Origin of the sequence: Streptomyces smyrnaeus (assembly GCF_017676345.1) — a bacterium.
Classification (GTDB): Bacteria; Actinomycetota; Actinomycetes; order Streptomycetales; family Streptomycetaceae; genus Streptomyces; species Streptomyces smyrnaeus.
Genome location: NZ_JAFFZM010000036.1, coordinates 40,111 through 53,081 on the forward strand (window position 1 = coordinate 40,111; position 12,971 = coordinate 53,081).

The following is a 12,971-nucleotide window of genomic DNA, read 5'->3' on the forward strand; positions in this document are numbered from 1 at the left end:
GTCGACCTACGCTGGACTACTTGATGTAGTCGTAGATACGGGAAACCGTCATCGCCTTACCCGCGGCATTCTTCATGCCCGTCTGAATGTCATGCTCATCCTTCGCATGCTGCGCCTTCGAGTAGTCGAGGTGATTGGAGATGTGCGCGCATGCTTCCTTGAGCGTGCCCAGTTTGGTGTTCCACGCGTCATGCAGCACGGTGAGCGCCGAACCCGCCTCCAGTCCGTCGTTGAACAACTGGGTCGCCGCATCGAAGGTGTTCTGCCGAGCCAGATCCCCTGTGGTCGACAGCTGTGAGTGCAGATCGAAGGCCATGTTGCCGAGAGCCCCCAACTCGTCGTCACGAACGACGAGGTCACCCTCTTTACCGACAGGCTTGCCGTTCGCGCCGTCGGGCGGCAGCGCGTGGTTCAGCCGCATTTCGACGTGGCCGTCCCCGGTGGCGGCGTCCAGTCCAGTTGATCCGTCCATGTGAGCTGACACTGTTCCCCCTCCTGCAACCGGCTGTGTCGACACCGATCACAGGCCCCTACCCCGCCACCCGCGGGCTTATAACCTCCGGCATTCTGGATAGATGGTGCATCCATCGGTCATTCGGGCAGGTCCAGTTCGGCCCACAGGGTTTTGGTGATCGAATCGTTCACCCGGTCTCCCCAGCGGTGCGAGAGGGCGTCCACCAGGAGCAGCCCGCGACCTGACTCGCACTCGTCCTCGGGCGGCCACGGCGCCCCCGGCGGCAGCGGTTTGTCCGCCCGCGCGTCGGTGACCTCCACCCGCAGCACTCTTGCCGGTGGCGCCTCGGTCAGCGTCAGGCTCACCCGGAAGTCGCGGCCGATACTGCCGCAGTGCCGTACGGCGTTCGCCGCCAGCTCCGCCACGATCAGTGCCGCCGTGCGCGAGGCCGCACTGCGGTACGGAACCGCGTGCTCGTCCAGCCACTGTGTCGCGAGCAGCCGCGCGAGGCGCGCCCCGCGCCGGGTGGAACTGAGCTGTACGGCGAACGTGGCCGGCGCCGCGCCCACGTGCGGCGGCTCGGGATGGCGAATTCTGGCCGTTTGCGGATTCATAGGGTGACCGTCCCGCTACGCGGCTAGCGTGGCCCAGGTCAGGAGCGCGTCGCCCGCCCACGGGTACGGCGGCGCACACCTCCTGCGCGGGGATGTACGGGCCGCACGCCGTGACCGGATCACGGCGAACGGCGTTGACGCAGAGACCCGTTGAGGGCGCACGAGGACGTGAAGCGTATGACCAGCGCGAACGGAAGCAATCCCACCGACCGCAAGAAGGACGGCCGGTCCGTCCCCTCACCCCGTACGGCGGACACCGCCCAGCAGCGCAAACGCGAGGACGACCGCCCCGGCATCTGGGTCGGCTACGGCAAACTGCTGCGCAAGTTCCGCCTTGCGGCGGGGTACTCGCAAGAAGCCCTCGCCCCGCTGCTGGGCTACTCGGCGGAGCAGGTCGCCTCGGTCGAGCAGGGCCGCCGCCCGGCCAAGGCACCGTTCACGGAGGCCGCAGAACGGGTGCTGAACGCGGGCGGCGTCCTGGCCACCCTCCAGGACGACGTCGACTTCGCGAAGCTGCCCGCCTTCTTCCGGGACTTCGTCCTGCTGGAGATGGAGGCGGTCAGCCGGTTCGACTACGATCCGCTGCTCATTCCTGGTCTGTTGCAGACGGAGGAGTATGCGAGGGCCCTGTTCGAGGGCCACGTACCCATGCTCGACGAGGAGGCGATCGAGGACAACGTCGATGCGCGACTGAGCAGGCAGAAGATCCTCACGAAGAGCCCGCTGGTGGACTTCTCCTTCTTGATCGGAGAAGCCGCGCTACGCCAGGAACTCGGTGGCCCGAAGACGATGAGGGAGCAGTGCCGACATCTGTTGGCCACGGGCAAGCTCCGCAACGTAGCGCTTCAGGTGGTGCCGACCGGCGGTGGTTTCCACACTGGGCTGAACGGCGGCTTCGTTCTCGTTGAGACCTCCGAACACCAGCAGTACGGGTACTTCGAGTCACAGGGGATCGGCCATGTCGTCGCTGACACCAAACATGTGAGCACCTTCGCTCTGCGGTATGGCAAGCTGCGATCACAGGCGCTGAACGTCGAGGATTCAGCCGCATTCATCCGGCAGTTGGCAGGGGATCAATGACGAACGAGCAGGCGGCAGCCCGGCTCCACGAGCTGTCCTGGTTCAAGAGCAGCTACAGCGGCTCGGACGGTGGCAACTGCGTCGAGGTTGCGCATGCTGTCGCCACCGTGCACGTGCGTGACTCCAAGGAGCAGCGCGGTCCCGTCCTGTCCGTACCGTCCGGCCAGTGGGCGGCGTTCATCGGGCACGTGGCGGGCCAGGGATGAACGAGCTGTCCTGGTTCAAGAGCAGTTACAGCGGTTCGGGCGGCGGCGAGTGTGTGGAGGTTGCGCATGCTGTCGCCACCGTGCACGTGCGTGACTCCAAGGAGCAGCGCGGTCCCGTCCTGTCCGTACCGTCCGGCCAGTGGGCGGCGTTCATCGGGCACGTGGGGCAGTCGCACAGTTGAGGCCGTTCACTTCGTCCCCGCCACCGGTCCCGGTGGCGGGGACCACGTGTGTCGGGTCCTGACGGGGTGGATGGCTGTTACAGGTTCCGGACAATCTTTCCGGCCAGGGTCGTGAACTTTCGCAGGAGGGGTCGCATCACACCTCCCGTAAGACGCACTCGACCAGACGGGGAGCGCCGGGCGGAGAGGCCCGGCGCCGGAAAAGAGGAACCATGACTGGCAAGCTCACTCGCGCCGTTCGCTGCACTGCCGCCGTGCTGGCCGTTGTCGCGGTCGGCGCGGGTGCCACCGCGTGCAACTCGTCCAGCGACAGGTCCTCCGCCAAGACGGGCACACACGCCGACGCGGCGAAGGGCGAGAACACCTCGGGCGTCGAGGTGAAGGAGACCGCCCAGCAGGGTTCGCGGACCGACGCGGTGAACGCCTCCGCCGCCAACACCAGCAAGCGCTGCCACACCGGTGAGCTGGACTTCACCTGGGGCGGCCCGCATGGTGGCGCCCCGGACATGGAAGCCGACCAGCAGCAGGTCGCGACCGTCCAGCTGAAGAACGACGGCGGGCGCACCTGCACCCTGCGCGGCTTCCCGGGCGTCCAGCTGATCAGCGAGTCCGGGGAGACCTGGGACCTGCGCCGCTCCGGGGACACGCCCAGCACCCTCACCCTGAAGCCCGGTGAGAGCACTGCCGCGGTCAGCATGAACATCCTGCCGGTGCCCAGTGACATGAAGGGCCCCGAGCGCTTCGTGCCGAGCAAGGTCCTGATCACCCCGCCCGACGAGACGACCCACGTCACCCTCGACTGGCCCTACGGCGGCGCCATTCTGGACCAGTCCGGCGCCACCCGCCCCGGCACCTTCGTGAACCCGATCGTCCTGGGCTGACCCCACCGCGTGCACCGCGTGCACCGTCGGCGGGGCCGGCCGCCCCGGACGGAGCTGAACGCTTCCGGCCCCGCTTTCGTGTATTTCTCGGATCACCGAGAAGGAGGACGGGATGGCTCACCTGTCGCAGCCCCGGTCCGTTACGCCCCGTGCGCACGAGCCGGGGGTGTCGCGGCGGTGTCTGCTGCTCGGCGCGTCCGCCGCCGCGCTCTCGGCGGCAGGGTGCAGTGGGGGGAAGGACGCGGGGGAGGGCCAGGCGCCGGATGGGTCGGGAGCCGGGCCCTCGGGCCGTGGGTCGGCTCCGAGCGGTGCGCTGGGCGCCAACTTCAACGAGGACCCTCGCGACCTGCGCTTCGCGCAGCTGCGTGAACTGTCCACGAGCTGGCTGCGCGGCTTCCTGCCGATGCCGGAGGTCGGCAAGGGCGCACCGGGCAGCCAGCGGGCCGTGGCCACGCTGCTGGACGCGCACAACCGGGGGTACGGCACCGTCCTGTCGTTGAAGTTCCCCTACCACAAGCGTGCGTTGCCCGCAGTGGGCAGCGCGCTCATGGAGGCTGAACTCGCGCGGGTGGACAAGGTGGCGCGTGCCGTGCTGGGCAAGGTCGACATTCTGGTGATCGGCAACGAGCCGTTCCTGGAGAGCCGACGCGTCGACCGCGACGGCCCGGCCCTCAACCGCTTCTACGAGCAGCTGGCCGAGCACGTCGTCGCGTACCGCGAGAAGCATTTCCCGGGCGGTTGCCCGACCCGCCTGTACATGGGGGCGCTCAATCGTCTCGACGACCCCGCCGAGCAGACTGCCGCCACCCGCCGATGGCTGGATTTCGTCCATAGCACACGGGAGATCGAAGGCGTCGACATCCATCCGCACGTGGACTCCCTCGACGCCGCCCAGGAGTACCTGGACCACGTCGTCCCGCACCTGCGCTCCGACCAGAAGTTCCTCGCGACCGAGTTCTCCCTCGTGCACAACTGGCGGGCGCACATGCGGGACAGGATTCCGCCCGGCTTCGCCCGGCGCTACGGCATCGAGCCGGAGACGCGGGTGTGGCAGCTTCTGAGGAGGGCGGTGGACAATCCGTTCCCCCAGGAGAAGTGGGACGCCTTCTTGGCCATGAGCCCCTGGTTCCACAAGAACCGGCACTACCTCCGGGAACAGGTACAGCGGTTCCGCGACACCGGGAAGCTGGCCGTGGCCACCTACGGCGTGGCCCAGGCCGACGCGATGGTCCGCGACATCGGCCCCGCCAAGCAGCCGTGGCTCCTCAACAGCCTGTACGCCACCCGTACTGTGCGGGCGCGTCAGGACGGGGGACCCGGGCGCACCACGGCGTGGTTCGAGGACTTCAGGGAGTTGCAGCGGGACCGCGACCGGCGCCGACTTGAGCACCGGGCGGATCCGCCGTGAACCTTTTCGTCCAGCCCGGCATCGAACTTTCTGCAAGCCCCGTACCGGCGCTGCCGCCATCCGGTACGGGGCTTCTCACCCCCTACTACAAGGACTGACGCTCCGCACCGGCGTCAGCCGGTGTAGCCGTCCACCTCGCGGGGGTTGCGAGGCCCCGGCCCCACATAGCGGGCCGAGGGGCGCACCAGGCGGCCGGTGCGCTTCTGCTCCAGGATGTGCGCCGACCAGCCCGCGGTGCGGGCGCAGGTGAACATCGAGGTGAACATGTGCGCCGGGACCTCGGCGAAGTCGAGGACGATGGCGGCCCAGAACTCGACGTTGGTCTCCAGCACCCGGTCGGGGCGGCGGGCGCGCAGCTCGGCGAGGGCGGCCTTCTCCAGAGCGAGGGCCACCTCGTAGCGGGGGGCGCCCAGTTCCTTGGCCGTACGCCGCAGCACGCGGGCGCGCGGGTCCTCGGCGCGGTAGACGCGGTGGCCGAAGCCCATCAGCCGCTCACCGCGGTCGAGCTGGCGCTTCACATAGGCGTCGGCGTCGCCGGTGCGTTCGATCTCCTCGATCATGCCCAGGACCCGGGACGGGGCGCCACCGTGCAGGGGCCCCGACATGGCGCCCACCGCGCCGGAGAGCGCCGCCGCGACATCCGCGCCGGTGGAGGCGATGACACGGGCGGTGAACGTGGAGGCGTTCATCCCGTGCTCGGCGGCGGAGGTCCAGTAGGCGTCGACGGCGGCCACGTGCTTGGGGTCGGGTTCGCCGCGCCAACGGCGCATGAAGCGCTCGACGACGGTGTCGGCCTTGTCGATCTCCTTCTGCGGCACCATCGGCAGGCCCTGCCCGCGCGCGGACTGCGCGACGTAGGAGAGCGCCATGACGGCGGCCCGCGCGAGGTCGTCGCGGGCGGTCTGCTCGTCGATGTCGAGCAGCGGCCGCAGGCCCCAGACGGGAGCGAGCATGGCGAGCGCCGACTGGACGTCCACCCGGATGTCTCCGGAGTGCACCGGGATGGGGAACGGTTCGGCGGGCGGCAGGCCGGGGTTGAAGCCCCCGTCGACGAGCAGTCCCCACACGTTGCCGAACGACACCTGGCCGACCAGGTCCTCGATGTCCACCCCTCGGTAGCGGAGCGAGCCGCCTTCCTTGTCAGGTTCGGCGATCTCCGTCTCGAACGCGACGACTCCCTCGAGCCCGGGTACGAAGTCGGACATCTGGCGGCTCCCTCGTGATGTGCCGTCAGAGCGGTGCCTGACGGGCGGAACGACCTGCTGGCGGTGGGCTGCGCGGGGCAGCGTGGTCTGCTGTGCATGCTGCGCATGCTGTGTGGGCGCGGCGAACGGTTCCGCTGCCGGCTGCTCGCGGCTCACGGACCGGGCCGTCACCTCGGTCATGCCCGCCCCGGTCGGTGGTCACGCTCCGCTGCCTGTGGCCTGGAGCACGCTGTCGGGCGGAGCGGCAACGATAGCCGCTGGTGTACGGCTGCCACAGCTCTCGGGGTCAGATTCTGTCGGTTCCGGCACCTGCACGGGAGGGTGAGATGAGGCACAGCGGCCGATTGCGGGCCCGCAGGTGTGCGCAGGGGGTCCACCGGGCAGACTGTCCGACCGGGACCGGGGCGGATGCTGCAAGATGGCTGCGTGCCTCACGCCGATGACGTTGACGACGCTGCTGCCGGGACCGCTGAAACCGCCGCTGCCGCCACCCCCACGGACCCGACCACTCTCGACCCCGCCGCGATGCGTGCCCACTACCGGGACGAAGGACTCGGTGAGAGCGGGCTGGCGCCCGACCCCTTCGCCCAGTTCGCGCTCTGGTTCGCCCAGGCGACCGCCAGCGGACTGCACGAGCCGAACGCCATGGTCTGTTCCACCGCCGACGAGCGGGGCCGCCCCAGCTCCCGTACCGTCCTGCTGAAGCGCTACGACGAGCGGGGCTTCGTCTTCTTCACCAATTACGGCTCCCGCAAGGGCCGGGAGATCGAGGCGAACCCGTACGTCTCGCTGCTCTTCCCCTGGCACGGCATCGCCCGCCAGGTGATCGTCTCCGGTACGGCGGAGCGCACCGGGCGCGACGAGACGGCCGCCTACTTCCGGACCCGCCCGCACGGCTCCCAGCTCGGCGCCTGGGCGAGCGAGCAGTCCTCCAAGGTGGCCTCCCGGGAAGAGCTGGACAGGCTGTACGCACAGCTGGCGGAGCGCTACCCGGAGGGGGAGGACGTTCCGGCGCCCGCCCAGTGGGGCGGCTACCGGGTGCGGCCGGAGACGGTGGAGTTCTGGCAGGGCCGGGAGAACCGGCTGCACGACCGGCTGCGCTACCGCCTCGCGGCGAGCGGCGACTGGGAGATCGAACGGCTCTGCCCCTGAGCTGACCGCGCCCGTCAGGGCGCGAACAGGAAACGGCCCGTGGGCGACTCCCTCCGCCGGAGGCGGACGGCGTCGGTCGGACGAGTCCGACGAGCCCACGGGCCGGGTGACTGCTGTGGATTGGCCGGCGAACCGGCGTCACGCTAGTGGCGTCGGCCTCAGGCCGCAGCCACCTCACACGTCCGGTGATTGATCATCAGCCGGATCACCTCCTTTCCTGTGTGCTCCTCACCGTAGGCACCGCCCCGGTGGGCGGCAAACGAATTTCGGCGAATTTCGGGGCGACAACGATTTCGGGGAACTCGCTGTGTGCTGTGTCACGTTCGAGTTGAATGATCCGTACACGCTCCGTGGCGCTCAGCGACGATCGTGATGCGGACAGCACGGCAACAGACGGGCACAGCAACAAGGGCTACGCACAGCAACAAGCACAAGCACAAGAAGCACAAACAGGACAACAAGGCCTACGAGGCAACAAGGCAACAAGGCCTACAGGGCAACAGGGGCTACGAGGCAACAAGGGGGGTGCCGAGGTGGCGGCTCGATCCGAAACCCATTCCGCGTCGTCCTCGGACGGTGACGGCGGGCCCGACGACGAACTCCTGCTCGCCGCGCTGCTCGACGGCATGGACGCCGCGTTGTGCGCCTTCGACGCCGACGGCGTGGTCACCCACTGGAACCGCGAGGCCGAGCGGATGCTGGGCTGGACGCAGGAGGAGGCAGTCGGCCGCAAGGGTCTGGCCGGCTGGGCGGTGCGCCCGGCCGACGCCGAGGAGGTGGAGGGCCGGCTGCTCGACGCGATGCGTTCGCCCGGCCGGCAGGTCCACGAGTTCGCGCTGCTGACCAAGGACGGCGGGCGGGTGCTGGTGCGCATCCAGTCCTCGGGAGTCAGCGGCGCCGACGGTCGCCCCAAGGGCGTCTACTGCGCGTTCAGCGAAGTGCACGCCCAGATCGACCTGGAGCGCTGCATCGCGCTGAGCGAGGCACTGCTGGAGGACGCCTCCTGGGGGGTGGTCCTGGTCGACGCCGATCTGCGGCCCACCGTCGTGAACGCCTACGCGGCCCGGGCCTTCCGGGTGCCGGCCCGTGCCACCATGCTCGGCCGCCCGCTGGGCGAACTGCTGGAGCAGGGCATGGAGGAGCTGGAGGGCGCGCTCCAGCACGTGCTCGGCGAAGGAGCACCACCCGCGCCCGCCGAGATATGGGTGACGCTGCGCCCGCACGGCGACCGCATGGCTGCGGGCCGCGCGCCCGCCGACACCGCGCCCGCCGACCGCGCCGACAGCGACCGGGCGGACGCCGACCCCGGGGCCGTCGACCCCAACGGCCGGAGCCGCCCCGCAGCCGGTGCGGGAGCGGGCCCCGACGAGGTCGAGGCGACCTCCGCCGGCACCGAGTCGGCGCGCCGCCGCTGCTGGCGCAGCGGCTTCCTGCGGCTGGCGTCACCGCTGGCGGAGGAGCCCGTGCCGTTGGGGGTCGCCTGGCTCTTCCAGGACGTCACCGCGCAGAAGCGGGCCGAGCGGGAGGCGGCCCGGCTGCGCTTCCGCGACGGCCAGTTGCACCGCGCGGCGCGCGCAGCGGCGGAGTGCGCGGACCCGATGGAGGCCGCATGCCTCCACCTGGAGTTCGCGCTGGCCGGTTTCGCCGACCACGCGCTGCTCGATCTGGTGGCCGAGCCCGGCCCCGAGCCCTCACGCACCCGGGACGCCTCGCTGGACGCGCTACCGCCCCGCGACCCCCGGCTGGTGCGGGCAGCGCTGGCCCCCGCCGTCGAGCGCGGTCGGCCGCCGTTCATCGAACCGGGCACCGCCAGCGGCATCCCCGTCGCCTACCCGGAGGGCCATCCGGCACTCCAGGCGTACCAGCGCTGCACATCCGTGCGCGCCAGCAGCGGCGAGCAGCGCGGGCCGGACGCCGTGGAGTGGGCACGGACCCGCAAGTGGCCGCAGGGCACCGTGCACGGGCTGTGCACGGTGCTGCGCTGCCGGGGCCGCTCGCTCGGCGTCGTCACCTTCCTGCGGGACGCGGGCCGCCGCCCCTTCGACAGGGAGGACGCGGACTACGCGGAGCAGATCGCCGCACACGTCGCGGCGGCAGCCGACCTGGCGGTCGCGCTGCAGGGAGATCAGCGGTAGAAGATCCGGTCCGCGTACTCGTCCATCACGTGCGCGTTCCAGTCGTGTCCGCCGTCCACGTTGCCCGAGCGCAGCATGGGCGGCTCGACGCCCCGGCGTACCAGCTCGTGCGTGGCGGTGGCGACGATCGCCTGCATCACCGCGCTCGCCACCACCGTGGAGGCGGGCGCGAACGGCGCTCCGACGCCCTCGGCGGTCAGTTCGGCGTCACCGACGGCGATCCGGCTGTCCACGACGATGTCGCAGTGGTCCTTGAGGAAGGTGCCGGTGGTGTGCCGTGACCGGGTCTGCGCCGCGTACGCGACCGAGGTGACGCCGATGACCTTCAGGCCGAGCGCCCGTGCGTTGAGGGCCAGCTCCACGGGGAGCGCGTTGCGGCCGGAGAGGGAGATGACGATCAGTACGTCGCCGGCGCGCGCCGGGCTGGAGTCGAGCGCTGCCGCCGCCAGCCCGGAGACCCGCTCCAGCGCACTGCCGAGCGTGACGGGGGTGACGTCGACCCCGACGGCGCCGGGGACGTTCAGCAGGTTCATCACCGCGAGCCCGCCCGCCCGGTAGACGGTGTCCTGCGCCGGGAGGGAGGAGTGGCCCGCGCCGAAGGCGAAGATCCGGCCGCCGTCGGCGATGGTCTCGGCGAGCAGCTTGCCCGCCGCCTCGATGCCGGCCGCCTCGCCGTCCCGGACCTCCTTCAGCAGTGCGACAGCCGCGTCGAAGAATTCCCCGGCCGGCGTCCTGTCCGCACTCCTGTCCTGCCCAGCCCCCTCGACCTGCTCAGCTCCCTCAGCCTGCTCAGCCCTCCCGGCCTGCCCATCCCTCTCGGCCTGCTCGCCCATCGCGTGCCCTTCGCATCCGTCACCGCGGACCGGGTGACGCCCACGGACATGCGCCGCACCCGATTCCGTTCCGTAGTACCGCGCTCACGGTGGGGTCCGGACCCTCTTCTGTCAACCGGCGGGCCGCAGCCGCGGCCACCGGCTCGCGGTCGGGACGGGGCGGTTGTCGGTGCGATGCGTCAGAATTGCTTCCAGGGCCACCGCACAACTGACTAGGGGCTACGCAATGTCAGGACTCATCGACACCACGGAGATGTATCTCCGCACCATCCTGGAGCTTGAGGAGGAAGGTGTGGTCCCGATGCGAGCCCGCATCGCCGAGCGCCTGGACCAGAGCGGTCCGACGGTCAGCCAGACCGTGGCCCGGATGGAGCGGGACGGACTGGTGACGGTCGCCGGGGACCGGCATCTGGAGCTGACCGAGGACGGCAGGCAGCTCGCCACCCGCGTGATGCGCAAGCACCGGCTGGCCGAGTGCCTGCTGGTCGACGTCATCGGACTGGAGTGGGAGCAGGTGCACGCCGAGGCGTGCCGCTGGGAGCACGTGATGAGCGAGGCGGTCGAGCGCCGCGTGCTGGACCTGCTGCGCCACCCCACGGAGTCGCCCTACGGCAACCCCATCCCCGGCCTCGAAGAGCTGGGCGAGAAGGCGGAGGCCGACCCGTTCCTGGGCGAAGGCCTCGTCAGCCTCAACGACGTGGAGACGGACGGCGACGGCAAGACCGTCGTGGTCCGCAGGATCGGCGAGCCGATCCAGATGGACGCCCAACTGATGTACACCCTGCGGCGCGCCGGTGTGCAGCCGGGCGCGGTCGTCAGCGTCAACGCGGGCGCCGCGGGCGGCGTCCAGGTGGGCAGCAGCGGCGAGGCGGCGGAGCTCGGCACGGAGATCGCCGCGCACGTCTTCGTGGCCAAGCGCTGACGCCCGCGGCGACCGGCCGGCCCGCCCCCGACAGATCGGGGAACCGCGCGGCCGGCCAGGACGTTCCGTACCCGGGGACGGCCGAGTGCGCCCCGGCGTGCCGACGGCCGCCCCGGCGCCCGGAGGCGCGCCGCGGCCTTCGGTGAGCGCCCACGCGCGTGGGCGTCTTCCCAAATTCTTCAGGCCGTACCAGAGTTGCCGGAACACGAGCGGCCATGTGCGTGCCGTGCGACGCTGCTGCCGGCGGAAGGGGAGCCATCGATGCTGTGTTCCGCGGGCCCCGCACCGCCCCACGTCGGGTGGGTGAGCAGCCGGGGCTCCGGCGCGTTCGGCCGCCGGAGCCCCGACTCCCCATGTCCCCCCGCGGCGACCCGGAGCCCCGAGCTCTCAAGGTCTGCCGCCCTCCCGGTTCCTGTCTCCCCCGGGGGACGGCGGGCAACCCCGCAGCGTTGTCACTCGAAGGTGGGGTATTCGCCGTGAGGACCGGCTGTTCGAATAAAGGTTCGATAGTCTGACGCGGCGGTCACAGGAGTGGGGGTGTCACGACGCATGGTGCGACGGATCGATGTGACGGGGGCGGACGGAATCGGGCTCGCCGCCTGGGAGTTCGCCGACCCGCCCAAGGCCGGTCCCGAAGCCCTGGCCGGCGTCGCCGCGCCAGGCGCGACGGAGCAGGCCCCCGGCTCCGGACGGCGGACCGACACACAGCGCCGCAAGCCCCCCGGAGTGCTTTTACTGCACGGACTCATGGGCCGCGCCTCGCACTGGGCAGGCACGGCCCGCTGGCTCGCCGACCGCTACCGCGCCGTCGCCCTCGACCAACGCGGCCACGGCCGCAGCGACAAGCCACAGGAAGGACGCTACGACCGCGAGGCGTTCGTCGCCGACGCGGAGGCCGCACTCGAACAGCTCGAACTGGCCCCGGTGGCGCTCGTCGGCCATGCGATGGGCGCACTCACCGCCTGGCAACTCGCCGCCAAACGCCCCGACCTCGTCCAGGCCCTGGTGATCAGCGACATGCGCGCCTCGGCACTCGGCGAGCAGTCCCAGCGCGAATGGGAGGAGTGGTTCAAGTCCTGGCCCGTCCCCTTCGCGACCCTCGCCGACGTACGCAGGTGGTTCGGCGAGGACGACCCCGCGCTGGAGCGCTCCCGCCCCTCGCGCGGTGAGTTCTTCGCCGAGGTGATGTCCGAACGCGAGGACGGCTGGCGGCCCACGTTCTCACCCGAAGTGATGATGCGGGTCCGCGAGGCGTGGGTGCACGACGCGCACTGGGACGAGTTGGCCCAGGTCCGCTGCCCCACCCTCGTCGTCCGCGGACTCGACGGCGAACTGGGCCGCGCCGAGGCCCAGGAGATGGTGCGGGTGCTGCCGCGGGGGATCTACGCGGAGGTGACCGAGGCCGGTCATCTCATCCACTACGACCAGCCCGACGACTGGCGCCGCGTCGTAGAACCCTTCCTCCAAGCCACCCTCACCCTCCCGGCGGGTACGCCGCCCCCCGGGGCAACCCCATGAGGGCCGGTGCCCCCGCCTGCTTGTGGGGGCACGCCCCCTGACCCCCTCCGGCTGTCGCCGCCCCTGTTGTGGGGGCACGCCCTCGCTCCGCGGGGTGCGCCGCCCCTTGTTGTGGGGGCACGCCCCCTTGCGTTTTCGGCTGCCGCCGAGGGGTCGTGTCGGGGGGCTCCGCCCCCAACCTTCGGCCGGGGGGACCCCCACCCAACGGCCCCCCGCTAGGTGGGCTTCGCCCCCCTAGGACCCCCCTGCCCCCGAATGATCTGTCCTTTCTTTCGAGCGATCGGCGTGCTTGTTGCTGTCCATGGTTCGGCCGGTGACGACCCTGCGGGTCGAGTGTTGGTGCCACTCCGCCCGCACCGGCGTTACCGGTAACGCCGGGCG

At 70.9% G+C, this 12,971-nt stretch carries 13 protein-coding genes; 9 read left to right on the forward strand and 4 right to left on the reverse strand.

What is annotated here, in order from left to right; all coding sequences use genetic code 11:
- Positions 1-16: 16 nt before the first annotated feature.
- Together JW613_RS33860 and JW613_RS33865 are read right to left on the reverse strand one after the other, a co-directional pair.
- On the reverse strand, positions 17-472 hold the full coding sequence (locus JW613_RS33860) for a hypothetical protein (RefSeq protein ID WP_372448041.1): 456 nt from the start codon (positions 470-472) through the stop codon (positions 17-19).
- Between the two features lie 119 nt (positions 473-591).
- A complete protein-coding gene (locus tag JW613_RS33865; protein WP_209214796.1) occupies positions 592-1,068 on the reverse strand; it encodes an ATP-binding protein in 477 nt (158 codons plus the stop codon).
- Positions 1,069-1,245: 177 nt separating this feature from the next.
- On the opposite strand from JW613_RS33865, the gene JW613_RS33870 reads away from it, so the two are divergent.
- The 5 genes from JW613_RS33870 to JW613_RS33890 all read left to right on the forward strand — a co-directional run bounded on the left by JW613_RS33870 (position 1,246) and on the right by JW613_RS33890 (position 4,825).
- On the forward strand, positions 1,246-2,148 hold the full coding sequence (locus JW613_RS33870) for a helix-turn-helix domain-containing protein (RefSeq protein ID WP_209214798.1): 903 nt from the start codon (positions 1,246-1,248) through the stop codon (positions 2,146-2,148).
- Positions 2,145-2,354: a DUF397 domain-containing protein gene (locus JW613_RS33875; RefSeq protein ID WP_209214800.1), complete on the forward strand. Its 210-nt coding sequence runs from the start codon at positions 2,145-2,147 to the stop codon at positions 2,352-2,354. Before JW613_RS33870 ends, JW613_RS33875 begins: the two co-directional genes overlap by 4 nt.
- Positions 2,351-2,536 (forward strand): DUF397 domain-containing protein, encoded by a 186-nt coding sequence (locus tag JW613_RS33880; protein ID WP_209214802.1) that lies wholly within the window; start codon positions 2,351-2,353, stop codon positions 2,534-2,536. Before JW613_RS33875 ends, JW613_RS33880 begins: the two co-directional genes overlap by 4 nt.
- A 212-nt stretch (positions 2,537-2,748) precedes the next feature.
- Positions 2,749-3,417: a DUF4232 domain-containing protein gene (locus JW613_RS33885; RefSeq protein WP_209214804.1), complete on the forward strand. Its 669-nt coding sequence runs from the start codon at positions 2,749-2,751 to the stop codon at positions 3,415-3,417.
- A 112-nt stretch (positions 3,418-3,529) separates the two neighbouring features.
- On the forward strand, positions 3,530-4,825 hold the full coding sequence (locus tag JW613_RS33890; protein WP_245226778.1) for a hypothetical protein: 1,296 nt from the start codon (positions 3,530-3,532) through the stop codon (positions 4,823-4,825).
- Between the two features lie 113 nt (positions 4,826-4,938).
- On the opposite strand, the gene JW613_RS33895 is transcribed toward JW613_RS33890, so the two are convergent.
- Positions 4,939-6,030 carry a citrate synthase 2 gene (locus tag JW613_RS33895; protein ID WP_209214806.1) on the reverse strand — a complete coding sequence of 364 codons (1,092 nt, stop codon included), beginning with the start codon at positions 6,028-6,030 and terminating at the stop codon, positions 4,939-4,941.
- Between the two features lie 525 nt (positions 6,031-6,555).
- On the opposite strand from JW613_RS33895, the gene pdxH reads away from it, so the two are divergent.
- On the forward strand, positions 6,556-7,182 hold the full coding sequence (pdxH, locus tag JW613_RS33900) for a pyridoxamine 5'-phosphate oxidase (protein ID WP_209214833.1): 627 nt from the start codon (positions 6,556-6,558) through the stop codon (positions 7,180-7,182).
- Between the two features lie 533 nt (positions 7,183-7,715).
- Positions 7,716-9,317 carry a PAS domain-containing protein gene (locus JW613_RS33905; protein ID WP_209214822.1) on the forward strand — a complete coding sequence of 534 codons (1,602 nt, stop codon included), beginning with the start codon at positions 7,716-7,718 and terminating at the stop codon, positions 9,315-9,317.
- Here the strand turns inward: JW613_RS33905 and JW613_RS33910 are convergent.
- Positions 9,308-10,150, reverse strand: a complete 843-nt coding sequence (locus JW613_RS33910; RefSeq protein ID WP_209214824.1) for an SIS domain-containing protein — start codon at positions 10,148-10,150, stop codon at positions 9,308-9,310. The genes JW613_RS33905 and JW613_RS33910 overlap by 10 nt on opposite strands.
- Positions 10,151-10,376: 226 nt before the next feature.
- Between JW613_RS33910 and JW613_RS33915 the strand changes: the two genes are divergently transcribed.
- Together JW613_RS33915 and JW613_RS33920 are read left to right on the forward strand one after the other, a co-directional pair.
- On the forward strand, positions 10,377-11,072 hold the full coding sequence (locus tag JW613_RS33915; protein WP_099882083.1) for an iron-dependent transcriptional repressor DtxR: 696 nt from the start codon (positions 10,377-10,379) through the stop codon (positions 11,070-11,072).
- Between the two features lie 549 nt (positions 11,073-11,621).
- On the forward strand, positions 11,622-12,590 hold the full coding sequence (locus JW613_RS33920; RefSeq protein WP_209214835.1) for an alpha/beta fold hydrolase: 969 nt from the start codon (positions 11,622-11,624) through the stop codon (positions 12,588-12,590).
- The last annotated feature ends 381 nt before the right edge of the window (positions 12,591-12,971 follow it).

Coding starts and splice junctions, on each gene's coding strand:
- JW613_RS33860 (WP_372448041.1), bottom strand. CDS start 472: ATGGACGGATCAACTGGACTGGACGCCGCCACCGGGGACGGCCACGTC.
- JW613_RS33865 (WP_209214796.1), bottom strand. CDS start 1,068: ATGAATCCGCAAACGGCCAGAATTCGCCATCCCGAGCCGCCGCACGTG.
- JW613_RS33870 (WP_209214798.1), top strand. CDS start 1,246: ATGACCAGCGCGAACGGAAGCAATCCCACCGACCGCAAGAAGGACGGC.
- JW613_RS33875 (WP_209214800.1), top strand. CDS start 2,145: ATGACGAACGAGCAGGCGGCAGCCCGGCTCCACGAGCTGTCCTGGTTC.
- JW613_RS33880 (WP_209214802.1), top strand. CDS start 2,351: ATGAACGAGCTGTCCTGGTTCAAGAGCAGTTACAGCGGTTCGGGCGGC.
- JW613_RS33885 (WP_209214804.1), top strand. CDS start 2,749: ATGACTGGCAAGCTCACTCGCGCCGTTCGCTGCACTGCCGCCGTGCTG.
- JW613_RS33890 (WP_245226778.1), top strand. CDS start 3,530: ATGGCTCACCTGTCGCAGCCCCGGTCCGTTACGCCCCGTGCGCACGAG.
- JW613_RS33895 (WP_209214806.1), bottom strand. CDS start 6,030: ATGTCCGACTTCGTACCCGGGCTCGAGGGAGTCGTCGCGTTCGAGACG.
- pdxH (WP_209214833.1), top strand. CDS start 6,556: ATGCGTGCCCACTACCGGGACGAAGGACTCGGTGAGAGCGGGCTGGCG.
- JW613_RS33910 (WP_209214824.1), bottom strand. CDS start 10,150: ATGGGCGAGCAGGCCGAGAGGGATGGGCAGGCCGGGAGGGCTGAGCAG.
- JW613_RS33915 (WP_099882083.1), top strand. CDS start 10,377: ATGTCAGGACTCATCGACACCACGGAGATGTATCTCCGCACCATCCTG.
- JW613_RS33920 (WP_209214835.1), top strand. CDS start 11,622: ATGGTGCGACGGATCGATGTGACGGGGGCGGACGGAATCGGGCTCGCC.